Consider the following 20,948-nt stretch of genomic DNA (forward strand, 5'->3'; position numbering starts at 1 on the left):
CTCACTGTTCCCGCACATCGGCACCGGAGGAGGAGTTGTTCACAGAACCCGGTCGAACGCGGACTGGAGAGAATCTGCAGGCTCGCTTCGCGCCAGGCTCGCAGGATGTCATCGACCTCAGCGCCCCTGATCCATCTGCCCGACGTATCGGATGCCGAACGCGACGAGACATGCGACGAGATCACCAGGATGGCGGCGGGGCTCCCGTCGATCGAGATCCTCGTCGGTACCGCCGAGCTGGCGCGGTGTGCTCCTCTCCTGAGCGGCGACGGCCTGCTCACGCGCGCCGAGGTGCTCGAACTCATCGTGCCGATCGTGGAGACGCTGTTCGACCCTCGGGCGACCGTCGGCATCCGCTTCCACGCTCAGTTGATCGTGATGCTCAACTTCCCGTCGATCCCGGAATCGCTGGCTCTGCAGGCGGCATTCGGGCGACGAGCGGGTGAGGCGCAGTTCCGCAAGATCGCGCGGCTGGCGAACAGGGCCGAGCGACGGGGCCTGAGCCTCGACGAGTACATCGAAGCTCTGGCGTCGGCGGACGAGATCCCACGCGACATCCCCCTGCGGTTGTTCCTGGGAGAGATCGACCGGAAACCCGACGCGGCCCGGATCGCCACCGCCGTGGCGCTGCTGCGCAGGAGCTCCGCGCTCGCCGTCGATCCGCTGCGGCCTTCGATATTCTGCGCTCTCGGTTGGCTGATGTGGGCGCAGGGCAAGCGAGCACTCGGGGTGGGATACCTGTCCGAGGCGCTGCGCATCGATCCTGACCACGCCGAGGCCGCAGGAATGCTGTTCCACATCGGATCTCACCAGCCGGCCTGGGTCCGTCATGATGTCAAGCGATGATGTATGATTCTTACATCATGCCCCTCACCCGAACGCAGATCTCGTTGAGTGACGAGGACCGGCGCGCGCTCGACGCGGTCTCGCGGCGCACCGGCCTGTCGATGAGCGCGCTGATCCGTGACGCGATACACGCCACCTACGGGGGAGCCGGCGCGACCGATCGGGTCGCGGCTGCGCTGGACGCGACGTTCGGCGTCGTCGCCACGGATGCCGACGGGCGCGAGCTCGTGAACCGGCTGCGCTCGGGAGACCGGATCGCCGGGCTCGCATGATCAGCGTCATCGACACGTCGGTGCTGATCGATCACACGCGAGGGATGCGCGAGGCGCGAGAAGCCCTCCAGAACGCGGCCCTCAGTGGTGAGCTCCACTCCAGCGAGATCGTGCGCACGGAGCTGCTGGTGCTGATCCGGGACGCCGAGTTGAAGGAGATCGATCCATTGCTGGATGTGATCGTCTGGCACCCGGTCGACCGCCAGGTCGCCGAGCTCGCCAGCGCGCTCGGCCGGCGATGGATTCCGGCATTCTCGGGGATCGGTGCGGCCGACCTCATCGTCGCTGCGACGACGGCGCTGCTCGACGCTCAGCTTCTGACGCGGAACGTGAAGCACTTTCCGATGGTCGAAGGCCTCGTCGCGCCGTACTGAGTGGGCTCGCCTCCGTGCCTCACCGCTTCGTGACGGGGCTCAGCGCGTCTCGCACCACGATCGCCCGGCGCAGGTCGGCCATGATCGGATCGAAGAAGCGCTCGCGGTACCGCGGCTCGCTGACGGCCGAGAAGATGAACGGCAGCGTCGCGATCAGCGAGAGCAGCGAGGCGGCCTTCAGCAGGTTGACCGTGATCGGCAGCTCCTCCCCGCCGACGACGAGCCTCTCCACGACCAGCGGCATGGTGTCGCTGCCGGTGCCGACCCAGAGCTCCGCCACCCCGAACGGGATGGCGACGCTGCCGATCGTGATCAGCAGCGCGTACAGGAGAGCTGCGAAGAACAGCGCCTGCAGCAGCTGCGCGAACGTCATCACGAGCAGGATGTTGGCGCGCTGCGGGAGCCGCAGCGGCTGCCGGATGTCGGATGCTGCCGCACGATGCTCCGCCGGGGTGTCGATCAGCAGCGCGGCGCGCTGCTCCGGCGTGGGCGCATGGCCGTCGTCGTCGAGCTCGGACGCGCTCACCCGCAGCACGATGATGACCGCGAGCACCCCCACGACGAGGCCGACCAGGGCCAGCGAACCCGGATGCAGCGCCGACGCCATCTGCCACACCTCGGCGGAGAAGAAGGCGAACACGACGAGCATCAGGATCACCGGCAGGGCGATCGATGCCATGTGCCCGATCGCCGACGCGTTGCGCACCGCGAGACGCGACGCCCAGGAGATCAGCGCGCCGCCGCCCATCCCGGTGACGAGCACGCAGACCGCGAGGATGCCGAGCGACTGGAGGACCGGACCGACGGTGGCGTCGCGGTGGATGAGGTAGCCGGCGGCGATCATCGCGGACGCGCAGACGAGGATGACGGCGACGGCGACGATCGTGCCGGTGCCGATCGGCAGTCGGCGGAGCATCCCGCGCATCAGCGCGTACCCGCCCCACGCGATCACCACCGCCAGCGCGAGCAGCAGCAGGACGAGCACGGCGACGACGGACTCGTCGTCGCCGAAGGCCGCGAGCGTCACGTCGACGCCGGCGTCGAACAGCTCGATCAGGAAGCGGACGATCGTCACGCAGGCGACGAGCGGCGCGACCCGCCGCGGCAGGTCGGTGAACCAGCGCCGCAGCGGCACGAACGTCGGCAGGCCCTGCTCGCGGAACCAGCGGTCGGCGTCGCGCTTGGCGCTCCTGAGCTGCGGGGTGGCGGAGGACATGATGCCGACGATACCGGCAGGCGAACGCCCGCACGACGAAGGGGGTTCTGACGGAGCCTGGCAGGCGAGGGCGCGGGCGAATACGTTGGCGTGCAGAGCGGCGACGCCGGACGGGGCGACGCCGCAGAGCCAGAGGAGAGCGACATGCACGTGAGGAAGCTGGGCCAGGGACTGGAAGTGTCGGCGATCGGGCTGGGCGCTATGGGGATGTCGCAGAGCTACGGCCCGAACCCGGGCGACCGGGACGACATGATCGGCGTCATCCGCTATGCCGTCGAGCAGGGCGTCACGCTGATCGACACCGCCGAGGTGTACGGGCCGTACGACAACGAGATCCTCGTCGGCGAGGCCATCGCGCCGATCCGCGAGCAGGTGGTGCTCGCGACGAAGTTCGGCTTCGACATCCGCGACGGGCGCTCGCAGGGCACCGACTCCCGCCCCGCGCAGATCCGCCGCGCAGTGGAGGGATCGCTGCAGCGCCTGGGCGTCGACGCGATCGATCTCCTCTACCAGCACAGGGTCGACCCGGACGTGCCCATCGAGGACGTCGCGGGAACGGTCGGCGAGCTGATCGGCGAGGGCAAGGCGCACCACTTCGGACTCTCCGAGGCGGGCACCACGACGATCCGGCGCGCGCACGCCGTCACCCCCGTCACCGCGCTCCAGAGCGAGTACTCACTCTGGACGCGCGACCCCGAGGAGGAGATCCTGCCCGCACTCGCCGAGCTCGGCATCGGCCTGGTGCCGTTCAGCCCGCTCGGCAAGGGGTTCCTCACCGGCACCCTCACCGCGGACTCGACGTTCGCGCCCGATCAGATCCGCTCGAAGATCCCGCGGTTCCAGGCGGAGAGCCTTCGCGCCAATCAGGCGATCGTCGATCATGTGAGCGCGCTCGCCGCAGACCGCGGCGCCAGCCCCGCACAGGTCGCCCTGGCGTGGCTGCTGGCGCAGCATCCGTTCATCGTCCCGATCCCGGGAACCCGACGTCGCGAGCGGATCGACGAGAACAGCGGGGCCACCGCCGTGGCGCTGTCAGCCGACGAGATGGCCGACCTGAACGCGCTGGTCGACCGCATCGGCGTGGTCGGCGAGCGCTACGACGAGGCGGGCATGCGCGCGGTCGGCCTCTGACGCGCCCCTCGGGTCAGGCGTGCACGCTCTCGGGAGACTGCTCGCCCTCGTGGAACTCGATGCGCTTGCCGAACAGCCGGCCGATGCCGAGCACGACACCCACGATGAGCAGGCCGATGGCGAGGCCCGCGATCGCCGAGAACAGGGTGTCGCCGATCCAGACGATCACGCCGCCGAGCGGCTCGAGCGCGTGCTCGATGCCGTGCAGGATGTCGGCGCCGAAGTGCACGCCGACCTCGGCGAGGTTGACCAGGACGAGGTGACCGCCGACCCAGAGCATCGCGACCGTGCCCAGGATGCTGATGAAGCGGAACACCGCCGGCATCGCGTTCACGAGGCGGGTGCCGTTGCGGCTGACCCGCTTGTCGGAGCTCTTCGCCATCCGCAGCCCGATGTCGTCGATCTTCACCAGCAGCGCGACCGCGCCGTAGACGGCGACGGTCATCGTCACGGCGATCACGGCGAGGATCGCCAGGGTCGTCCAGATGTCGAGCCCCTTGTCGAGGCTCGCGAGCGAGATCAGCATGATCTCGGTGGACAGGATCAGGTCGGTGCGCACGGCACCGAGCACGAGCCGCTTCTCGTCGCGGGCGCCCTCGTCGGCGTGACCGTGCTGCACGCCGAACCACTCCAGCACCTTCTCCGCACCCTCGAAGCAGAGGTACGTGCCGCCGACGATCAGCAGGTACGGCAGCACCCACGGCGCGAACGCGGTGAGCAGCAGCGCGACGGGGATGATGATGAGGAACTTGTTCGCCAGCGACCCGAGCGCGATCTTGCCGACCACCGGCAGCTCGCGTGCGGGCGTGATGCCCTGCACGTACTGCGGGGTGACGGCGGCATCGTCGATCACCACGCCTGCGGCCTTGGCGGAGGCCTTCATCGCGGCGCTCAGGATGTCGTCGACGACGGCGAGGAGTCCAACCGACATGTGCGTTCCCCCGGAGTTCGATGCATTCGATGGTGCGGAACTGCCAGACTACCGAGTCCGCCGAAACTCACAGCCCGCTCACAGCCCCACGGGACCAAAACGGGACCGGCATCCGTTCTCCTTAGAGACGCCGCAGCCAGCGGCGCCGGACAAGGAGACAGATCATGTCGAACGACTATCGCAGGACTCCCGAGGCCGTCAGCGGCCTGACCCACGCGCAGTACGAGGTGACCCAGGAGGACGGCACCGAGCCGCCGTTCCGCAACGCCTACTGGAACAACCACGACGAGGGCATCTACGTCGATGTCGTCTCGGGGCAGCCGCTGTTCTCGTCCTCCGACAAGTACGACAGCGGCACCGGATGGCCGAGCTTCACGAGGCCGATCGGAGCGGATGCTGTCACCACGCGCACGGACCGTACGCTGTGGATGAAGCGCACGGAGGCGCGCTCCACCGGCGCCGACAGCCACCTCGGGCACGTCTTCGACGACGGCCCGGCCGAGGCCGGCGGGCTCCGCTACTGCATGAACTCCGCGGCCCTCCGGTTCATCCCGGCTGACAAGCTGGAGGAGGAGGGGTACGGTCACTACCGTCACCTCTTCCCGGACAGCACCGGCACCACCGACACCACCCGCAACGCTGACATCGCTGAGGAGCAGTCATGACCGACACCGGAACCATCACCCGAACCCCCGGGACCGAGACCGCCGTGCTCGCCGGCGGATGCTTCTGGGGCATGGAGGACCTGATCCGCCGCCAGCCCGGCGTGCTCGACACCCGCGTCGGGTACACCGGCGGCTCTAACGACCACGCGACGTATCGCAACCACCCCGGCCACGCCGAAGCCGTGGAGATCGTCTTCGATCCGACGAAGACGACGTACCGCGACATCCTGGCGTTCTTCTTCCAGATCCACGACCCGTCGACCCTCGACCGCCAGGGCAACGACATCGGCTCGAGCTACCGCTCGGCGATCTTCCCGCTCAGCCCCGAGCAGGAGGAGGTCGCCCGCGACACCATCGCGGACGTCGACGCCTCGGGTCTGTGGCCCGGGAAAGCCGTCACCGCGATCGAGCCCGAGGGCCCGTTCTGGGAGGCCGAGCCCGAGCACCAGGACTACCTGATCCGCTACCCCAACGGCTACACCTGCCACTTCCCGCGGGCGGGCTGGGTGCTGCCGAAGCGCGCGGAGGTCTAGGCCGGGTTCGCACGCGGTACGTTCCGGGGGCCGACACGCCACGTGTCGGCCCCTCTTGCGTGGTCCGTCCGACATCTGGCGTGTCGGCCCTCAGGGTCGGCGGGGCCCTGCGGTCACGCCGCGCTCACCCGTGCGCGAGGAACTCCAGCGCCGCCTCCCGGAACGCGCGCGAACCCGGGGCGTTGAAGTGGTTGCGGTCGGGGATCTCGAAGAACCGGCCGTTCGGCGCGGCGGATGCCAGGGCGCGCGAACCCTCGATGATGCCGTCCTTCGAGCCGGTCGCGAACAGCGTCGGCGCCTCGGGGGCGTTCGTCGGGTCGGGGTCGATCATGCGCGACGCGCGCATCCCCTCGGCCAGCGCGATCAGGGCGCGCGGGTCGTTGCCCGGGACCCGCTCGGTGAGGGCGATGTAGTTCTGGGTGGTCGGATCCTCGACGGGGATGCCGTCGTCGACGAACGCGCGCACCTGTTCGAGATTCAGGCGTGCCAGCGGGATGCCGTCTGGCACGCCGCCGAGCACCGCCCGCCCGATCCGGTGCGGAAGGTCGCGCACCACCTCCCAGCCGACGCGGGCGCCTAGCGAGTACCCGACGTAGAACGCGTCATCGACGAGGTACTGGTCCATGACGGTCTCCACGTCGGTGGCGAGGGTGCGGATGCCGTAGCCGGTCGACTCGTGCGGCTTCGCGCTCTGACCGTGGCCCCGCTGATCGACCGCGAGCACCCGGTAGCCGGCGCGGGTGAGGTCGCGCACCCAGCCCGTGAGCACCCAGTTGTCGCGGGCGTTCGAGGCGAAGCCGTGCACGATGACCACGACGGGGGCGTCGACGTCGCCCCACGTGTACGTGGCCAGGCGTGTGCCGTCCGCTGCGTACACCTGCTGCGGGTCCGGCATGACGGTGAGGTCGGAGAGAGGGGCTGCCATCCTCTCATCATGGCCGCTCTCGGGGCCTCGGCTCAGAGGATGACGAGGAATCCGAGCACTGCGCTCGCGATGCTCAGCAGCGCGAGCACGAGCGAGGGGGTGAACGACTCCTTGCGGCGCAGGTGCACGACGGTCGCGCCGATCATGATGATCGCGAGACCGACGCCGGCGAGCGGGGTGAGGATCGGGGCGATGCCGGTGAGCAGCGGCAGGACGAGTCCGAGGGCGCCGACGACCTCGAGGGTCGCGATGGCCTTGATGCTGCCGGCCGAGAAGTCCTCGGTCCAGGCCATGCCCTTCTCGGCCAGGGCGGCCTTCGGAGTGAGCACCTTCATGACACCGCCGCCGAGCATGGCGAGGGCGAGGAGTCCGTTGACGATCCACAGGGCGATGAGCATGATTCTCCTAGGTTCTGTTCTGTGCGTTTGTTACGATCAGTAACCAAGAATGGAGCATGCGGATGACGGATGCAAAAGGCACATCGATGTCACTGACGCACATCCATGGGAGTGCGCCGGCCGGATTCCCCGACTACGAGAGCTCGTGCTCGCTCGACGAGGACGACGGCCGCGCGATCCGCGACGTGCTCGATCGCGTCGGCGACAAGTGGTCGCTGCTGACCATCGCGACTCTTCGGAATGACCGGCTGCGCTTCAGCGAGCTGCTCAGGCACATCCCCGGGATCTCGCAGCGGATGCTCACGCTGACGCTCCGCCAGCTCGAGCGCGACGGGCTGATCAGCCGGACCGCGCACGCCGAGGTGCCGCCGCGGGTGGAATACGAACTCACTGATCTCGGCAGGACGCTGATCACGATCGCCCGGACGATCGGCGACTGGGCGATCGAGAACCACTCCACGATCGAGAAGTCTCGCGCCCAGTACGACGCCCGCCCCTGACGCTGAGCGCCTCGCAGCGCCGCGGCATCCGTCCGGAAACAGGAGAACGGCCCGAGTTCAGGAGGATCCTGAGGATCCGTCCTGTTCTCGGGCCGTCGTCCTGATCTCAGCGTCAGAGGCTGGCGAGCTCCAGGTCGAGGTCATCGGCGGGCACGGTCTGGCGCAGCGCCTCGCCGAGCGCGGCATCCACGTTCGTCCAGTACTGGAAGAAGCGCTCGCGGATCGCGTTGATCGTGATCGAACGGCCCTGACCGGTCAGGGTGTCGAGGAACCGGGCGCGCTGCTCGTCGTCGAAGACCTCGCGGTACAGCGTGCCCGCCTGGCCGAAGTCGTCGTCGTCGGCGTGCAGGGTCGCGGCCGAGCGCATGAGCGCCCCGTCCGACTCCCAGCTCGCCTCGGCACCGGCTGCGGCATCGGCCACCGGCCCGCCGGCCGCGCCGAACGAGTTCGGCGTGTACACGCGGTGCGCGGCGTCGTTGAACCTGTACTGCATCTGGCCCTCGTGCATGTAGTTGCGCACCTCGGCCGCGTGCGGCTGGTTCACCGGCAGCTGGTTGTAGTTCGCCCCGATGCGGTAGCGCTGCGCGTCGGAGTACGCGAAGACGCGCGCCATAAGCATCTTGTCGGGAGAGATGCCGGTGCCGGGAACCTGGTTGCCGGGCGAGAACGCCGCCTGCTCGATCTCGGCGAAGAAGTTCTGCGGGTTGCGGTCGAGCGTGAACGTGCCGACCTTGATGCGCGGGTAGTCCTTCTTCGACCAGGTCTTCGTGAGGTCGAACGGGTTGAACCGGTAGGTCTTGCCCTCCTCGTACGGCATGACCTGCACGTACACGTCCCACGAGGGGGCGTCTCCGCCGGCGATCGCGTCGAACAGGTCGCGACGGTAGTAGTCGGCATCCGAACCCGCGAGCTTCTCGGCCTCGTCGGCGCTCATCGCCTCGACGCCCTGCTTCGACATGAAGTGGTACTGCACCCAGAAGCGCTCGCCTGCGGCGTTCACCCACTGGTACGTGTGCGAGCCGTAGCCGTTCATGTGGCGCCAGCTGCGCGGCAGGCCCCGGTCGCCCATGAGGTAGGTGACCTGGTGGGCGGTCTCGGGGGAGAGGGTCCAGAAGTCCCACTGCATGTCGGCATTGCGCAGACCCGAGTCGCCGAGGCGCTTCTGCGAGTGGATGAAGTCCGGGAACTTCATCGCGTCGCGGAGGAAGAAGGTCGGGGTGTTGTTGCCGACGATGTCGAGGTTGCCCTCGGTCGTGTAGAAGCGCAGCGCGAAGCCGCGCACGTCGCGCCAGGTGTCGGGGGAGCCCTGCTCGCCGGCGACGGACGAGAAGCGCAGCAGCGTCTCGCTCGTGGCTCCCGGCTGGAAGACCTCGGCGCGGGTGTAGGCCGAGACGTCCTCGGTCACGGTGAACGTGCCGAACGCGCCACCGCCCTTGGCGTGCGGGTTGCGCTCCGGCACGCGCTCGCGGTTGAACGAGGCGAGCTTCTCGACGAGGTAGCGGTCGTGCAGGACGGTGGGGCCGTCGGCGCCGACGGTGAGCGAGTGCGCGTCGCTGGCGACCGGGGTGCCGGTCTGCGTCGTTGTGGAGTGCGCGGTGGTGGTGGGCTCGGTCATGGTTCTCCTTCTGCGCGCGGGCGCGACGAATACCCCCGCCTCTCGACGGGTGTCTCCGGGGGACGCGCCTACGCGGCGTTCTGGCAACTGGGGCACAGGCCCCAGAAGGTGACTTCTGCTGTCTGGACGGTGAATCCCCCCGCATCGGACGGGGAGAGACAGGGTGCGGCGCCGACGACGCAGTCCACATCGCCGACCGCACCGCACCGGGTGCAGACGACGTGGTGGTGGTTGTCGCCGATGCGCCGCTCGTAGAGCGCTGCGGATCCTGCCGGTTCGATCCGGCGGATCAGGCCCGCCGTCGTCAGGTCCGCGAGGATGTTGTGCACCGACTGGATCGACGTGGTCGGAAGCACGTCGGACACCGCGCGGTAGACCCGCTCGGCATCCGTGTGGGCCATGGACTCGAGAGCCTCGAGAACGGCCACGCGGCCCGCAGTCGCCCGAAGGCCTGCGTCGCGAAGCGCCGAGTCGAGTTCCGTGCCCATGCCTCGACCCTAGCCTTTTTTTGAGTAATTCAAAAGAGCGGATGCCGTGGGCGTGTCTGCGCTCATGCGGTGGCATCCTGATTCCGCTCCCGTACCGTGGTCGCATGGCTGTGAGACGGCCGTCGCGCTCGCCGGATGCAGATCCTGATGGACCTCGAGGGTGCTCCGACGGTCTACGCGCTCTCGCTCCTGCGGGTGAGCTGAGCCGAGCTCTCGTCGCCCACCCACGCGATGGAGCCGCGGAGCCAGCTGTTCGCGTCTGCGGGGTAGAGCGGCACGTCCAGATCGGCGTCCTCGAACGGTCGCCAGACGACGGGGACCACCGAGCCGTCGGATTCGGTGAGCGTCCCGCCCTCCTCCGCGGGTGCGGGATCCAGCCGGCCGGAGTACAGGGCGACGAGCTCGTGGCCCAGTTCGCCGTTGAAGCGGAAGATGTTCTCGATCATGCCGAGATGCGTGAGGTCGAGGATGCGGGCCCCGAGCTCCTCGTCCACCTCGCGGATGATCGCCTCCCGGTGCGTCTCACCCAGTTCGACGCTGCCGCCGATCAGCCGGTGGAAACCCAGCGGATTCTCGTCGGTCGGAGCGTTGCTGCTGACGAGGTGGTGCGAGCCGTCGGCGCTCGGCGCGACCAGCATGGCCTTGACTCGGATGTAGGAGCGATCGATCGGCATCTGCCCATCATTCCGGGTCTTCGGCGCGTGCTGGCGCATACAGTGGGCCCATGGAAGACCAGGAGTCCTCGAATCTGTTGAAGCGTCGCGAGATTCTGGAGGCCTACATCCTCGTGCTCGAGCGCCCAGCCGAGCTGCTCTCCCTCTGCGCCGGCGTGTCCGACGGCGACAGTGCGGAGACAGCGATCGCCGATGCATTCGGGGTCGGAGAAGACGTGGCAGCGGCGATCCTCAACCTGCAGGTCCGGCGTTTCACGCCGGCAGCTCTTGCGACAGTCAGGAAGGAGCTCGCCGATCTCGAACGGCAGCAGTCGCCCGGATGACAGGGCTCATCTGACCGGTGCCCCTCCGGTCATCGGCCTTCGACATCGCTCCACAGGGGCCGGGACTGCTGCGACATCTCGATGAGGTGCGGGGTATCGATCGCCACGGATTCGCGTGAGATTCCCACATGGGCGCCGACGAGAGTGATCGCGACCGCCGGTGCCCTGACGAGCGGTTCGACGATGGGAAGAACCACCGGAACCGCGTCTTCAGGAGTGCGCCACCACGGACGCACGTGCGCCCGTGTCTCCGATGCGGACGGGCGGTCGCGGGCGAGGTCGTCCATGTCGGACCACGATACCGATCGCCGGGTGGCGCGCCAGGCTTCGCGCCTACGGAGCGGTGAGAGGTGACGTCGAGACGTCGATGAGGCCGAACGGGAACGGGCTCATTCGCGGTGTCAACGGGGTTGAGTTTCCGGCATCCGCTGTCCTCCCGCCGCGCAGGAGCAGGTCAGACGAAGCGAATGCTGTGCTGCAGGCGCGTGCGCACGTCGAAGAGCTCGTTGCCGCCGACCGGGCGGGCGCCGGTGACGCCCTGTCGCAGCACCATCGCGAGCGCGCTCCGGCGCACGACGACGACGGGGACGCCGCGGATGCTGCCGAGAGGGGTGACCGGCTGCGACAGGTCGTCGTCGGGCAGCACCACGATCGCGCCGCCGAAGCGCACCTTGGCGGCGCGGGAGACCGACCGCATCCGGGCGAGCAGTGACGTCACCGGGGCGCGATGACCGAGGCTCGGGCCGGTGATCTCGCCGCGGCGGAATCCGACGACGCCGCCGAAGTCCTCCGACATCACGCCGTAGAGCCCTGAGGGGCTGAGGATCACGTGGTCGAGCTTGTCCTCGGGATCGGCGCCGGTCGCGACGTCGTGCCACACGGTGAACCCGATGCCGAGGTCGGTGACGGTGCGTGCGGTCGCCTCCTCGGCGAGGGCGTCCGCGAGCAGGCGTCGCAGGTCGCGCGGTGCCCCGCGCACGAGCGCAGGGTCGTACGGGTCGGGCACGTCGACGCCGCGTCCGGCCCACTCCCTGATCAGCACGAGGTAGCGCTCGCGGCGCCAGCCGCCGGGGTGGCCGTGGACGCGCGCCTTCGGCCTGGTGTCGGCGCGGGCCGTCGGCGGACGCCATCCGCTCCAGTCCGCGCCGCTGCCGGTCGCGGCGGTGACGCCGCTGCGGCGGTCGTACGCGGCGCGGCCGTCAGTCGTGCCGACGAGCTCCCACGCGCGCTGCACCTGGATGAACAGCGCGGCGTCGCCGCCGGTGTCGGGGTGGGTCTGGCGCAGCCGGAGCCGGTACGCGCGCCGAAGCTCCTCCTCGGAGACGCCGGGCGCGACGCCGAGCACCTCGTAGGCCGACGCCGAGAGCGGACTGTCGAACATCGCTCTCCTTCCGACCCGCGGCATCCAGGCTACCCGGATGCGCGTTGGCCGCGGTGCTCAGTGGGTTTGACGGATGCGCCATCGAGGGGTAATGTCATCTGTGACATCTGAACCATCTGTGACATTCGTTGGCAGGTTCCCCATGCAGACTATCCAGACCTCCGGCATCCCCGCAGAACAGCTCGACGCGCTTGAGCGCTTCGCTGCAGCCGAAGCCGGCGCCGAGCTCCGTGACGTGATCATGAGCCTTCAGCGCTGTCTTCGCGAGGGCGGTGAGATCGCGATTCTCGATCTCGCTGCTGTGCTCACACCCAGTCAGGCCGCCGAGCGACTGGGATTGAGCCGCACACACCTATACAAGCTTCTGGATCGAGGTGAGATCGTGTCGCACCGCGTCGGACGCGACCGCCGCATCCGTGTCGTCGACCTCGTCGACTTCGAGCGTCAGCGTCAGCATGGCCGTCGTGAGCTCGCGGAGCGCTTCGGGAACCAGCAGACGATCCGCGATGGGGCCATCGACGAACTCGCCGAGCTTCTTTGACCGCGGTTTCGTCATCTTGTCGGGGACGCTGGGCAGAATAGGCGTGTGCACAGTCGCCGAGCCCGCCCGACCATCCGGGTCATCTCCGAGGATCTGAACGACGGATGGAACAAGCCGTTCGCGCGCCGTGCCGTTGAAGAGCGGGATTATCGAGCTCTCCATCCGATGAGCGAGCTGCCTCATCCGCTCATCCTCAAAGCGACAGAGTGCATTGGTTCTGTCGAATCCGAGGACAGTGATGAAGGCCAGGTGAGGAGCAGCACTACGTACCACCTGCGTGAAATCAAGGTGCAGCAATGGCGCGGTGGAGTCTGGCGCGATCCCGCGACAGGTGTTCACTGGTTGATCGTGGCCGGCCTCGCGAAAGGCGACCACAAAGATGCTGATGACTTTTACGCGAAGGTGGGCCGCGCCGATGACTCCGGGACGATCGCCGCCTGGCTGCCCGCAGCTGAAGACACACTGCTACTCAAGCAGGAGACCGCGGCGCGTCTCTTGACGGAGTGGGAGATCGGGCTTCAGAAGCAAACCTTCGACGCGTTGACGGCGGTGCAAGGGAGCGGTCGTCACTCCTTCGATGTCCGGCATCCGATCAAGGTCGACGACACCTTCGCACGCATCGACCTCGAGCTGAACGCCGTGCGCGAACCTGACTACGAAGCCGACGAGATCCTCGTGAGCGTGGTCACCGAAACGCCGCAGCGCGGTACGAACCTCGAGTGGCGCATGGTGTTACGCATTCTGATCTCGCTGTCGCCGCCGGAACAGGGATGGGACAGGCATCGGGATGACTACTCGAACATCGCAGCTCCCGGAGAGTTCGCGGAACGTATGACGGAGCTGGCAGAGCTGGTGGATCGCGCGGAGCTCGGCGAATCCATCGCCGGCACGCACGCGCACTACGCGCATAACATCCATCTCGCGGGCAGCACGGTCGAGGGCACCGGAGTACGCGCCCTGTGCGGAGTCTTCTTCGTCCCGCGCCAGGACCATTCGACCCTGCCGTCATGTCCGAGCTGCTCACGGGAGTACGAGCGACTACCTGCCTCGTAGCGCCGCTCGACGAACCGGCGCGTTCTCATGCAGGGACGTCGACGATCCGCACCGCGCCGGACACGGGCGCGACGGTGCCGGCGGATGCCGCGGCGAGCTCGTCATGCAGACGCCCGAGCTCCGCCGCGGGCACCCACGCCTCGAGCGTCGCCATCGCCCCGTAGCGCGGCGTGCCGAGCGTGCCGTCGTTGCGCGCGACCCAGTCCCTGAGGAGGTTGTCGTAGCGACCGGCATCCGCGTGCGCCACGTCGATCGTGACCTGCGTGAGCGACTGCCTCCGCAGCAGAGTCGCCAGATCCAGGGCCTCCGACACTGCGGAGGAGTACGCGCGCACCAGGCCGCCCGCGCCGAGCTTCACACCGCCGAAGTAGCGGGTGACGACGGCGACGAGGTCGGTCAGCTCGCGGCGGCGGAGCACCTCGAGCATCGGGATGCCGGCGGTGCCGGAGGGCTCGCCGTCGTCCGAGGAGCGGGCCTGGTCGCCGAGCAGGCCGGTGACCATGGCGCTGCAGTTGTGGCGGGCATCCCAGAAGCGCCTGCGGATGTCCGCGATGACGGCATCCGCGTCCTCCACCGAGGACACAGGCGAGATGTGCGCGATGAACCGCGACTTCCGGATGACGATCTCGTGCGCCACGGTCGCCGCGATCGTCGTCGGGTAGGTGCGGGCAGCGGTCATCCACGCAACGATACCGAGCGATGCGCCCCCGCCGCGGCATCGTCCGAAAGGTGGAGATCGGGTTCCATCCTCTCCCCGATCCGCGCCGGTGCCGGGACCGCTGGACTGGAGTCATGCTCCGTGGAATCCGCTCCCTGCCCGAACGACTCACCTCCCGCCGTGGCGCCTGGGTCGCGCTGACGATCGGGATCCTCGCCCTCGTGGCACTGATCGGCGCGCTCGGCAGGGCGTCGCTGCCGGCCGGGAGCGACACCGCGCCGCCGGCGTCCGAATCCGCCAGGGCCGCCGCGGAGGCGGAGACCTTTCCGGATGCCGGGGAGCAGACGGTCCTGCTGGTGGCGACCAGGGACGACGGGGGTGCGCTGACCGCTGATGATCTCGTCGGGCTGACCGGTCTCCTCCCCGCGATCGAGAAGGAGACCGGCGCCGCGGCATCCGGTCCGATGCCGAGCGACGACGGCGAAGCCGCGGTGATCCCCGCGACCGTCGTGATCGACGACGAGGACGACGCGGCGGAGGCGGTGCACGGGCTGCGAGCCCTTCTCGACGAGCATCCGCTCGACGGGCTGACGCTGCAGGTCACCGGCGGGCCCGCCTTCGGGGTCGACGTCGCCGCGGCCTTCGACGGCGCCGACTTCACGCTGCTGCTCGTGACGCTCGGGATCGTGGCGCTGCTGCTCATCCTCACCTACCGGTCCCCGGTGCTGTGGATCGTGCCGCTCGTCGTCGTCGCGCTCGCCGACCAGGCCGCGAACAAGGCGACCGCGGCGATCGGGAGTGCGATGGGGCTGCAGTTCGACACCGGCATCGTGAGCGTGCTCGTGTTCGGCGCCGGCACCAACTACGCGCTGCTGCTCGTCTCCCGCTACCGCGACGAGCTGACCCGCGAACCGGACCATCGTCGGGCGCTGGCCGTCGCCTGGAGGCGCACGGCACCTGCCGTGCTCGCCTCGAACGTCTCGGTCGTGGTCGCGCTGCTGACCCTCGCGCTTGCGGTCATCCCCGGCACCCGCGGGCTCGGCATCGCCTCGGCCATCGGGCTTCTCATCGCGGTCGCCGCGGTGCTGCTGGCGCTGCCGCCCGCGCTCGCCGTGTGCGGGCGCGGCGTGTTCTGGCCCTTCGTGCCGCGCGTCAGCGAGCCCGGCGCACCCGCAGGCGGACGGGGCTGGCGGGCCGTGGCGACAGGGGTGGCACGCCGCCCCTGGCTGCCGCTCGTGGGCGGGCTCGCCCTGCTCGGCGTGCTCGCGGCCGGCGTGATCGGCACGTCCGTCGGGCTGAGTCAGGTGGAGAAGTTCCGGGTGCCGTCCGAGTCCGCGGCCGGGCTCGAGACGCTCGGCGAGCACTTCCCGCCCGGCGAGGCCCAGCCCCTGATCGTTCTCGTCGACAGCTCGACGCCGGATGCCGTGACCGAGGCGCTCGCGGGCGTCGACGGCGTCGTCCGCGTCACGCCGGCGGGTGAGAGCGCCGACGGGCAGCGGTCCAGGCTGCTCGTGACGGGGGAGCCCGCACCCGGCACGGACGAGAGCCTGCGGCTCGTCGAGGACGTGCGGGATGCCGCGCACGGCACACCCGGGGCGGACGCGCTGGTGGGGGGTCCGGTCGCCGCCGACGTCGACGCGCGCGCCGGCAACCTGCAGGACTTCCTGCTGGTGGTGCCGCTCGTGCTGGCGGTCTGCCTGCTCGTCCTGATCGTGCTGCTGCGCGCGCTCGTCGCGCCGGTGGTGCTCCTGATCGTGAACACCCTGAGCGCGGTCGCCGCGATCGGGGCGGGCGCCTGGGTGAGCCGCACCGTGTTCGGGTGGGATTCGCTCGACCTCCAGGTGCCGCTGCTGTCGTTCCTGTTCCTGGTCGCGCTCGGCATCGACTACACGATCTTCCTCGTGCACAGGGCACGTGCCGAGGCGGCATCCGCCGGGACCACGCAGGGCATGGTGAACGCGGTCGCCTCGACGGGCGGCGTGATCACCAGTGCGGGCGTGGTGCTGGCCGCCGTGTTCGCCGCCCTCGGGCTGCTCCCGCTGGTCACGCTCGGCCAGATCGGCCTCATCGTGGGCATCGGCGTGATCGTCGACACGTTCGTCGTGCGCACCCTGATCGTCCCGGCGCTGTTCGCGGTGATCGGCGAGGCGATGTGGCTGCCCGGCCGGGCTCCGCGCGCGACGCGGCCGACGAGGGAACAGCACGAAGCGGGCGTGCAGGGGGAAGAATATGAGGATGCCGAGCAGCAGCAGTCAGCCGACGCCGTCCGATGACGGCGCTGCGGCCGCGCCGCCGCGCCGCACGCGCACGTGGCTGAACCTGATCGGCTCGATCCGCATCGGCCAGGCGCTCATCACGGTCGTCCTCGTGGTGATCGGGACGGTGCGCGCGACGATCGACGGGGTGCCGCTGCCGTGGACTCTCGCCGTCTCGGCGATCTTCCTCGGCTGGTACGGCGGCGGCCTCCTGCTCGGCGAGCGCACGGATGACCGCAGGCTCGCGTCGTGGTGGCTCCTCGGCCTGACGCTCATCTGGGCGGGGGCCGTGGCGATCTCGCCGGAGTACATCTGGCTCGCGTTCGCGCTCTGGCTGCTCGCCGGCTTCGTGCTCCCGATGCGCTGGGCTGTGGTGCTCAGCATCCTGATCCTGGCCGGCGTGATCGCAGCGCCCGTGCTCCATCACGGCACCACGACGTATGCGTACGTGATCGGCCCGCTCGTGGGCGGGGTCTTCGCGCTCGGCATCTCACGCGGCTATCTCGAGCTGGTCCGCGACGGTCGCGAGCGGCGGCGGCTCATCGCCTCGCTCGTGTCGGCGCAGGAGGAGATGTCGGCTCTGCAGGACGAGCTCGCCCGCACGCAGCGCGCGTCCGGCGCGAGCGCCGAGCGCACGCGCGTCTCCCGCGACATCCACGACACGGTCGCCCAGAGCGCCTCCTCGATCGGGATGCTGTCCCGCTCGGCGCTGGAATCGGACGCGGATGCCGACCGCATCCGCGCGCTCGAGCAGATCGGCGCGCTCGCCGCGGAGGCGCTCGCCGACGCCCGGCGCATCGTGAACGACCTGATGCCGGCCGAGCTCGACGGCACGGCGCTGGCCGATGCGCTCAGGCGGATGCTGCAGCGGCTCACCGCCGAGACGGGCATCGCCGCGACGCTGCACGCCGACGACCTCCCCGCGCTCGGCCTGGATGCCGAGGTCGCGCTGCTGCGCACGGCGCAGTCGGCGCTGGCGAACGTGCGCACGCATTCCGGCGCCGCGCTCGTGGTGGCGACGCTCGCGGACGCCGGTGACGCGGTGCGCCTCGACATCGTCGACGACGGCCGGGGGTTCGACCCCTCGCGGCTGGAGGCCCCTGGGGCGGGCGGCGGCTACGGGCTGCGCGCGATGCGGGCGCGACTGCGCGAGCTCGGCGGCGGGCTCGATGTCGAGAGCGCCCAGGGCGACGGCACCGCCCTCTCGGCGTACGTGCCGCTCGGAGCCGGGTCATGACCGCCGTGCGGGTGCTGATCGTGGACGATCACCCCATCGTCCGCGCGGGCGTGCGCTCGCTGTTCGACCGTCGCGACGGCGTGGAGGTCGTCGGCGAGGCGTCCTCAGGCGAGGAGGCCGTGGCGCTCGCCCGGCATCTGCATCCCGACGTGGTGCTGTGCGACCTGCGCCTCGGCGATGGCATGGACGGCGTGGCCGCGACCGCCGCCCTGCGGGCGCAGCATCCCGCCCCCGCCGTGATCATCCTCACGACGTTCGACCGGGACGCCGAGATCCTCGGCGCCATCGAGGCGGGCGCCGCCGGCTATCTGCTCAAGGACGTCGCCCCCGACGTCATCGTGGCGGCGATCCGCCGAGCCGCCGAGGGCGGCCTCGTGCTCACCCCCGAGCTCAGCGAGCGGCTCGTCGCGGTCATGCGGGCGCCAAGGGTGCGGCTCACCGAGCGGGAGCTCGAGGTGCTGCGCCTGCTCGACACCGGCTCCTCGAACCGCGAGATCGCGAAGACGCTGTTCGTCACCGAGGCCACGGTGAAGACGCACCTCGTGCACGTGTTCGAGAAGCTCGGCGCCGACAGCCGTGCCAGGGCGATCGCGATCGCGCGGGACACCGGCATCCTCTGAGTGCTACTTCGCGACGAGCGTCGTCTCGAAGCTGTACATGTCGGGGCGGTAGCAGTGGTGCCCGTACTCGATGGCCCTGCCTGAATCGTCGAAGGCGATGCGCTCCATGGTGAGCACGGGGCCGCCCTCGTCGATGTCGAGCAGGGTGCTCTCGTCGTCCTCGGCCCGTCGCGCGCCGATCTTCTGCTTCGCGATCCGGATCGTCACGCCGCGGGCACGGAGGATCTGGTACAGCCCGCGGGCGCCCAGGTCGTCCGTGGTGATGTCGCGGAACTCCTGGGGAAGGTAGTTCTCCAGCACCGCGACGGGCACGCCGTCCGTGCTGCGCTGGCGGCGGATGTAGACGACGTCGGCGCCGAGGCGATCGCATCCGCCGAGCGCGCGCAGCGGGTCTGGGTGCGGGAGGCGGAGGATCTGGCGGAGCTTCCGACCGGCGAACCGGCGACGGCCCCGCCGGCGTCCGATCGAAGCGCCGGCTGACGACCCGCTGCGACGGGCATGCGGTGGCGACTCCGTCACCGCATGTTCGCCGCAGGCCCCCGGTACGTGCCGATGATGGCCGCGATGAGGTCGGAGTACTGCGCCTCCTGCGCGGCGAACGAGCCGTTGTTGCGTCCGTGACGCAGCACCTCGACGCGGTCGGAGACCGCCTGCACGTCGCCGATGTTGTGGCTGATGAAGATGACGCCGAGCCCGAGCTCACGCAACTGCTCGATGTGGGTCAGCACGTCGGCCGTCTGCGCGACGCTGAGCGACGCGGTCGGCTCGTCCAGCACGACGAGCCGCGGCTGGCTGATCAGGGTCCGCGCGATCGCGACCGCCTGCCGCTGGCCGCCGGAGAGGGTCCGAAGCGGCGAGCGGATCGAGGGGATGCTGGCGGCGAGGTCGCTCAGTGCCTGCCTGGTCGCCTGCTCCATGTCGCCCTCGCGCAGCATGCCCCCGCGATGATCTTCGCGAGCGTCGACTTGCCCGCCGCGTTGTCGCCGACGAGGCCCACCACCTCGCGGGCGCTGACGGTGAAGTCGACGTCGGTGAGGGCCTCCACGGCGCCGAAGCGCTTCGTGATGCCGCGGAGGGTGAGCAGGGGCTCAGCCTGTGACGCGGTGACGTTCATGAACGGTCCTCGAGCAGCTGGGACGGGTCGGTCGATTGCAGGATGTGGATCGTCGCGCCGACGAGCACCGCGTCCTTGCCGAACGACGAGGGGACCGGGTCCCTTCGCGGCGTGCGCCTCTGCGGGGCGTGGTCCCGGAGCGCGGTCGCGAACGGGAGCAGGAAGATCGGGCCGGCGTCGATGAGCTCCCCGCCGACCGTGATCACCTCGGGGGCGAGCGACTGGTGCACCCCGGCCACCACGCGCCCGAGTGTGGCTGCCGCGTCGGCGACGACCCGCGCGCAGCCGGGGTCGCCCGCTGCCGCGCGGGCGATGACGTCGCGGAACGTGATCTGGCCGTAGGTCGCGCGCAGCGGCGCGGTGATCGCCTCCGCCCCGACCACCGTCTCCAGGCATCCGCGCTGCCCGCACGGGCACACGGATCCCGCAGGATCCACCTGCACGTGGCCGATCTCCCCGGCGGTGCCGGAGCGCCCCCGGTACATCTGCGAGCCGAGCACGACGCCGGCACTGGTCGTGTACGACGCCTGCACGAACAGGCTGTCCGCCACGTCGCGGGCGGTGCCGAGCGTCGCCTCGGCGAGGGCCGCGAGGTTCGCATCCTTCTCGACGAGGACAGGGCACCCGAGCCGCTGCTCGACGACCGCGGCGATCGGCTGAGCCTCCCAGCGGCGCATGACCCCGTGGTAGGCGATGAGGCCGGAGTCGGGGTCGACCGGTGCGGGCACCGCGATGCAGACGCCCAGCAGCTCCTCGGCATCCGCCGCGATCATCGCGAGCATGTCGATCACGAGCAGGGTGATGCGGTCGAGGACCGTGTCATCCGGGTGATCCGCCGGCAGCGGCATCGCGCGCTCGGCGAGTACCTCCTGCCCGACATCCGCCAGCCGCACCCTCATGCTGCGGCTGCCGATCTGCACCGCGGCGACGACGCCCGCGCGTCGCGCGATCGTGACCAGCTGCGCGCGCCGGCCGCTGCGTGACGTCGGATGGGTCTCGACGAGACCCGACAGCGAGAGCTCCTTGACGATCGCGGAGACCGTCGCGGTGGAGAGGCTGGTCGCTTCGGCGAGCTCGACCTGGGTGAGCCCGCCGAAGCGCTTGACGGCATCGACGATCTTCGCGGTGTTGGCCTCACGCAGTCCCGACTGGGAACCGCTCGACCATCTGCTCATAGCGGGAGCCTACTACCGCGAGA

General features: G+C 69.8%; 24 protein-coding genes and 2 pseudogenes. 13 read left to right on the forward strand and 13 right to left on the reverse strand.

Annotated features, from left to right (window positions below; translation table 11 throughout):
• Window positions 1-105 precede the first annotated feature (105 nt).
• Genes IPV10_RS06280 through IPV10_RS06290 form a run of 3 tightly spaced genes read left to right on the forward strand, consistent with a single transcriptional unit; the run spans window position 106 to window position 1,492 of the window.
• A complete protein-coding gene (locus tag IPV10_RS06280; RefSeq protein WP_207481623.1) occupies window positions 106-846 on the forward strand; it encodes a hypothetical protein in 741 nt (246 codons plus the stop codon).
• 17 nt (window positions 847-863) lie between these two features.
• The gene (locus tag IPV10_RS06285; protein WP_207481625.1) at window positions 864-1,118 is read left to right on the forward strand and encodes a ribbon-helix-helix protein, CopG family; all 255 of its coding nucleotides are present in this window, start codon (window positions 864-866) and stop codon (window positions 1,116-1,118) included.
• Window positions 1,115-1,492: a PIN domain-containing protein gene (locus IPV10_RS06290; RefSeq protein WP_207481634.1), complete on the forward strand. Its 378-nt coding sequence runs from the start codon at window positions 1,115-1,117 to the stop codon at window positions 1,490-1,492. Before IPV10_RS06285 ends, IPV10_RS06290 begins: the two co-directional genes overlap by 4 nt.
• A gap of 19 nt (window positions 1,493-1,511) precedes the next feature.
• On the opposite strand, the gene IPV10_RS06295 is transcribed toward IPV10_RS06290, so the two are convergent.
• Entirely contained in the window at window positions 1,512-2,708 is a 1,197-nt protein-coding gene (locus IPV10_RS06295) for a hypothetical protein (RefSeq protein WP_207481636.1), read from the reverse strand.
• Window positions 2,709-2,852: 144 nt separating this feature from the next.
• Here IPV10_RS06295 and IPV10_RS06300 point away from each other — a divergent pair, with 144 nt between their 5' ends.
• Window positions 2,853-3,839, forward strand: coding sequence for an aldo/keto reductase (locus IPV10_RS06300; protein ID WP_207481638.1), 987 nt, complete (start codon window positions 2,853-2,855; stop codon window positions 3,837-3,839).
• 13 nt (window positions 3,840-3,852) lie between these two features.
• On the opposite strand, the gene IPV10_RS06305 is transcribed toward IPV10_RS06300, so the two are convergent.
• Window positions 3,853-4,770 (reverse strand): DUF808 domain-containing protein, encoded by a 918-nt coding sequence (locus IPV10_RS06305; RefSeq protein WP_207481640.1) that lies wholly within the window; start codon window positions 4,768-4,770, stop codon window positions 3,853-3,855.
• A 164-nt stretch (window positions 4,771-4,934) separates the two neighbouring features.
• On the opposite strand from IPV10_RS06305, the gene msrB reads away from it, so the two are divergent.
• Complete coding sequence (gene msrB / locus IPV10_RS06310) at window positions 4,935-5,435, forward strand: peptide-methionine (R)-S-oxide reductase MsrB (protein ID WP_207481649.1); 501 nt, start codon at window positions 4,935-4,937, stop codon at window positions 5,433-5,435.
• On the forward strand, window positions 5,432-5,968 hold the full coding sequence (gene msrA, locus IPV10_RS06315; RefSeq protein WP_207481651.1) for a peptide-methionine (S)-S-oxide reductase MsrA: 537 nt from the start codon (window positions 5,432-5,434) through the stop codon (window positions 5,966-5,968). Before msrB ends, msrA begins: the two co-directional genes overlap by 4 nt.
• Before the next feature lie 124 nt (window positions 5,969-6,092).
• On the opposite strand, the gene IPV10_RS06320 is transcribed toward msrA, so the two are convergent.
• Window positions 6,093-6,893 (reverse strand): alpha/beta fold hydrolase, encoded by an 801-nt coding sequence (locus IPV10_RS06320; protein ID WP_207481653.1) that lies wholly within the window; start codon window positions 6,891-6,893, stop codon window positions 6,093-6,095.
• Between the two features lie 32 nt (window positions 6,894-6,925).
• On the reverse strand, window positions 6,926-7,291 hold the full coding sequence (locus tag IPV10_RS06325; RefSeq protein ID WP_207481656.1) for a DoxX family protein: 366 nt from the start codon (window positions 7,289-7,291) through the stop codon (window positions 6,926-6,928).
• A gap of 86 nt (window positions 7,292-7,377) precedes the next feature.
• Between IPV10_RS06325 and IPV10_RS06330 the strand changes: the two genes are divergently transcribed.
• Window positions 7,378-7,791, forward strand: a complete 414-nt coding sequence (locus IPV10_RS06330) for a helix-turn-helix domain-containing protein (RefSeq protein WP_207481658.1) — start codon at window positions 7,378-7,380, stop codon at window positions 7,789-7,791.
• A gap of 112 nt (window positions 7,792-7,903) precedes the next feature.
• On the opposite strand, the gene IPV10_RS06335 is transcribed toward IPV10_RS06330, so the two are convergent.
• The 3 genes from IPV10_RS06335 to IPV10_RS06345 form a co-directional block, all read right to left on the reverse strand.
• Entirely contained in the window at window positions 7,904-9,406 is a 1,503-nt protein-coding gene (locus IPV10_RS06335; protein WP_207481660.1) for a catalase, read from the reverse strand.
• A 68-nt stretch (window positions 9,407-9,474) separates the two neighbouring features.
• On the reverse strand, window positions 9,475-9,894 hold the full coding sequence (locus IPV10_RS06340) for a Fur family transcriptional regulator (RefSeq protein WP_207481668.1): 420 nt from the start codon (window positions 9,892-9,894) through the stop codon (window positions 9,475-9,477).
• 173 nt (window positions 9,895-10,067) lie between these two features.
• A complete protein-coding gene (locus IPV10_RS06345) occupies window positions 10,068-10,568 on the reverse strand; it encodes an NUDIX domain-containing protein (RefSeq protein ID WP_207481670.1) in 501 nt (166 codons plus the stop codon).
• Window positions 10,569-10,618: 50 nt separating this feature from the next.
• Here IPV10_RS06345 and IPV10_RS06350 point away from each other — a divergent pair, with 50 nt between their 5' ends.
• Entirely contained in the window at window positions 10,619-10,891 is a 273-nt protein-coding gene (locus IPV10_RS06350; RefSeq protein WP_207481672.1) for a hypothetical protein, read from the forward strand.
• A gap of 29 nt (window positions 10,892-10,920) precedes the next feature.
• Here IPV10_RS06350 and IPV10_RS06355 read toward each other — a convergent pair whose 3' ends face one another.
• Window positions 10,921-11,178, reverse strand: a complete 258-nt coding sequence (locus IPV10_RS06355; RefSeq protein WP_207481674.1) for a hypothetical protein — start codon at window positions 11,176-11,178, stop codon at window positions 10,921-10,923.
• 167 nt (window positions 11,179-11,345) lie between these two features.
• Window positions 11,346-12,272 carry a J domain-containing protein gene (locus tag IPV10_RS06360; RefSeq protein WP_207481676.1) on the reverse strand — a complete coding sequence of 309 codons (927 nt, stop codon included), beginning with the start codon at window positions 12,270-12,272 and terminating at the stop codon, window positions 11,346-11,348.
• A 142-nt stretch (window positions 12,273-12,414) separates the two neighbouring features.
• Here IPV10_RS06360 and IPV10_RS06365 point away from each other — a divergent pair, with 142 nt between their 5' ends.
• Entirely contained in the window at window positions 12,415-12,813 is a 399-nt protein-coding gene (locus tag IPV10_RS06365) for a helix-turn-helix domain-containing protein (RefSeq protein WP_207481679.1), read from the forward strand.
• A gap of 45 nt (window positions 12,814-12,858) precedes the next feature.
• Window positions 12,859-13,866 carry a DUF3039 domain-containing protein gene (locus IPV10_RS17295; RefSeq protein ID WP_207481681.1) on the forward strand — a complete coding sequence of 336 codons (1,008 nt, stop codon included), beginning with the start codon at window positions 12,859-12,861 and terminating at the stop codon, window positions 13,864-13,866.
• A 25-nt stretch (window positions 13,867-13,891) separates the two neighbouring features.
• Here the strand turns inward: IPV10_RS17295 and IPV10_RS06375 are convergent, their stop codons facing one another.
• Entirely contained in the window at window positions 13,892-14,545 is a 654-nt protein-coding gene (locus IPV10_RS06375) for a YigZ family protein (RefSeq protein WP_207481683.1), read from the reverse strand.
• Window positions 14,546-14,658: 113 nt separating this feature from the next.
• Here IPV10_RS06375 and IPV10_RS06380 point away from each other — a divergent pair, with 113 nt between their 5' ends.
• The 3 genes from IPV10_RS06380 to IPV10_RS06390 are packed head-to-tail and all read left to right on the forward strand — an operon-like array spanning window position 14,659 to window position 18,636.
• Entirely contained in the window at window positions 14,659-16,797 is a 2,139-nt protein-coding gene (locus IPV10_RS06380; RefSeq protein WP_207481685.1) for an MMPL family transporter, read from the forward strand.
• The gene (locus IPV10_RS06385; RefSeq protein ID WP_207481687.1) at window positions 16,760-18,016 is read left to right on the forward strand and encodes a sensor histidine kinase; all 1,257 of its coding nucleotides are present in this window, start codon (window positions 16,760-16,762) and stop codon (window positions 18,014-18,016) included. The genes IPV10_RS06380 and IPV10_RS06385 overlap by 38 nt, the downstream gene beginning before the upstream one ends.
• On the forward strand, window positions 18,013-18,636 hold the full coding sequence (locus IPV10_RS06390) for a response regulator transcription factor (protein ID WP_207481689.1): 624 nt from the start codon (window positions 18,013-18,015) through the stop codon (window positions 18,634-18,636). Before IPV10_RS06385 ends, IPV10_RS06390 begins: the two co-directional genes overlap by 4 nt.
• Window positions 18,637-18,639: 3 nt before the next feature.
• Here IPV10_RS06390 and IPV10_RS06395 read toward each other — a convergent pair.
• The 3 genes and pseudogenes from IPV10_RS06395 to IPV10_RS06405 all read right to left on the reverse strand — a co-directional run.
• Window positions 18,640-18,978, reverse strand: a pseudogene (locus IPV10_RS06395) (GntR family transcriptional regulator); the annotation flags it as partial.
• 173 nt (window positions 18,979-19,151) lie between these two features.
• Window positions 19,152-19,750: pseudogene (locus tag IPV10_RS06400) on the reverse strand (ABC transporter ATP-binding protein).
• A complete protein-coding gene (locus IPV10_RS06405) occupies window positions 19,747-20,925 on the reverse strand; it encodes an ROK family transcriptional regulator (protein WP_207481699.1) in 1,179 nt (392 codons plus the stop codon). The pseudogene IPV10_RS06400 and the gene IPV10_RS06405 overlap by 4 nt, the downstream one beginning before the upstream one ends.
• Window positions 20,926-20,948 lie beyond the last annotated feature (23 nt).

It is taken from the genome of Microbacterium sp. SD291, assembly GCF_017355365.1.
GTDB lineage: Bacteria > Actinomycetota > Actinomycetes > Actinomycetales > Microbacteriaceae > Microbacterium.

Excerpts from the sequence above, each read along its gene's own strand:
- IPV10_RS06280 (WP_207481623.1), top strand. The coding sequence starts at position 106 with ATGTCATCGACCTCAGCGCCCCTGATCCATCTGCCCGACGTATCGGAT.
- IPV10_RS06285 (WP_207481625.1), top strand. The coding sequence starts at position 864 with ATGCCCCTCACCCGAACGCAGATCTCGTTGAGTGACGAGGACCGGCGC.
- IPV10_RS06290 (WP_207481634.1), top strand. The coding sequence starts at position 1,115 with ATGATCAGCGTCATCGACACGTCGGTGCTGATCGATCACACGCGAGGG.
- IPV10_RS06295 (WP_207481636.1), bottom strand. The coding sequence starts at position 2,708 with ATGTCCTCCGCCACCCCGCAGCTCAGGAGCGCCAAGCGCGACGCCGAC.
- IPV10_RS06300 (WP_207481638.1), top strand. The coding sequence starts at position 2,853 with ATGCACGTGAGGAAGCTGGGCCAGGGACTGGAAGTGTCGGCGATCGGG.
- IPV10_RS06305 (WP_207481640.1), bottom strand. The coding sequence starts at position 4,770 with ATGTCGGTTGGACTCCTCGCCGTCGTCGACGACATCCTGAGCGCCGCG.
- msrB (WP_207481649.1), top strand. The coding sequence starts at position 4,935 with ATGTCGAACGACTATCGCAGGACTCCCGAGGCCGTCAGCGGCCTGACC.
- msrA (WP_207481651.1), top strand. The coding sequence starts at position 5,432 with ATGACCGACACCGGAACCATCACCCGAACCCCCGGGACCGAGACCGCC.
- IPV10_RS06320 (WP_207481653.1), bottom strand. The coding sequence starts at position 6,893 with ATGGCAGCCCCTCTCTCCGACCTCACCGTCATGCCGGACCCGCAGCAG.
- IPV10_RS06325 (WP_207481656.1), bottom strand. The coding sequence starts at position 7,291 with ATGCTCATCGCCCTGTGGATCGTCAACGGACTCCTCGCCCTCGCCATG.
- IPV10_RS06330 (WP_207481658.1), top strand. The coding sequence starts at position 7,378 with ATGTCACTGACGCACATCCATGGGAGTGCGCCGGCCGGATTCCCCGAC.
- IPV10_RS06335 (WP_207481660.1), bottom strand. The coding sequence starts at position 9,406 with ATGACCGAGCCCACCACCACCGCGCACTCCACAACGACGCAGACCGGC.
- IPV10_RS06340 (WP_207481668.1), bottom strand. The coding sequence starts at position 9,894 with ATGGGCACGGAACTCGACTCGGCGCTTCGCGACGCAGGCCTTCGGGCG.
- IPV10_RS06345 (WP_207481670.1), bottom strand. The coding sequence starts at position 10,568 with ATGCCGATCGATCGCTCCTACATCCGAGTCAAGGCCATGCTGGTCGCG.
- IPV10_RS06350 (WP_207481672.1), top strand. The coding sequence starts at position 10,619 with ATGGAAGACCAGGAGTCCTCGAATCTGTTGAAGCGTCGCGAGATTCTG.
- IPV10_RS06355 (WP_207481674.1), bottom strand. The coding sequence starts at position 11,178 with ATGGACGACCTCGCCCGCGACCGCCCGTCCGCATCGGAGACACGGGCG.
- IPV10_RS06360 (WP_207481676.1), bottom strand. The coding sequence starts at position 12,272 with ATGTTCGACAGTCCGCTCTCGGCGTCGGCCTACGAGGTGCTCGGCGTC.
- IPV10_RS06365 (WP_207481679.1), top strand. The coding sequence starts at position 12,415 with ATGCAGACTATCCAGACCTCCGGCATCCCCGCAGAACAGCTCGACGCG.
- IPV10_RS06375 (WP_207481683.1), bottom strand. The coding sequence starts at position 14,545 with ATGACCGCTGCCCGCACCTACCCGACGACGATCGCGGCGACCGTGGCG.
- IPV10_RS06380 (WP_207481685.1), top strand. The coding sequence starts at position 14,659 with ATGCTCCGTGGAATCCGCTCCCTGCCCGAACGACTCACCTCCCGCCGT.
- IPV10_RS06385 (WP_207481687.1), top strand. The coding sequence starts at position 16,760 with ATGCCGAGCAGCAGCAGTCAGCCGACGCCGTCCGATGACGGCGCTGCG.
- IPV10_RS06390 (WP_207481689.1), top strand. The coding sequence starts at position 18,013 with ATGACCGCCGTGCGGGTGCTGATCGTGGACGATCACCCCATCGTCCGC.
- IPV10_RS06405 (WP_207481699.1), bottom strand. The coding sequence starts at position 20,925 with ATGAGCAGATGGTCGAGCGGTTCCCAGTCGGGACTGCGTGAGGCCAAC.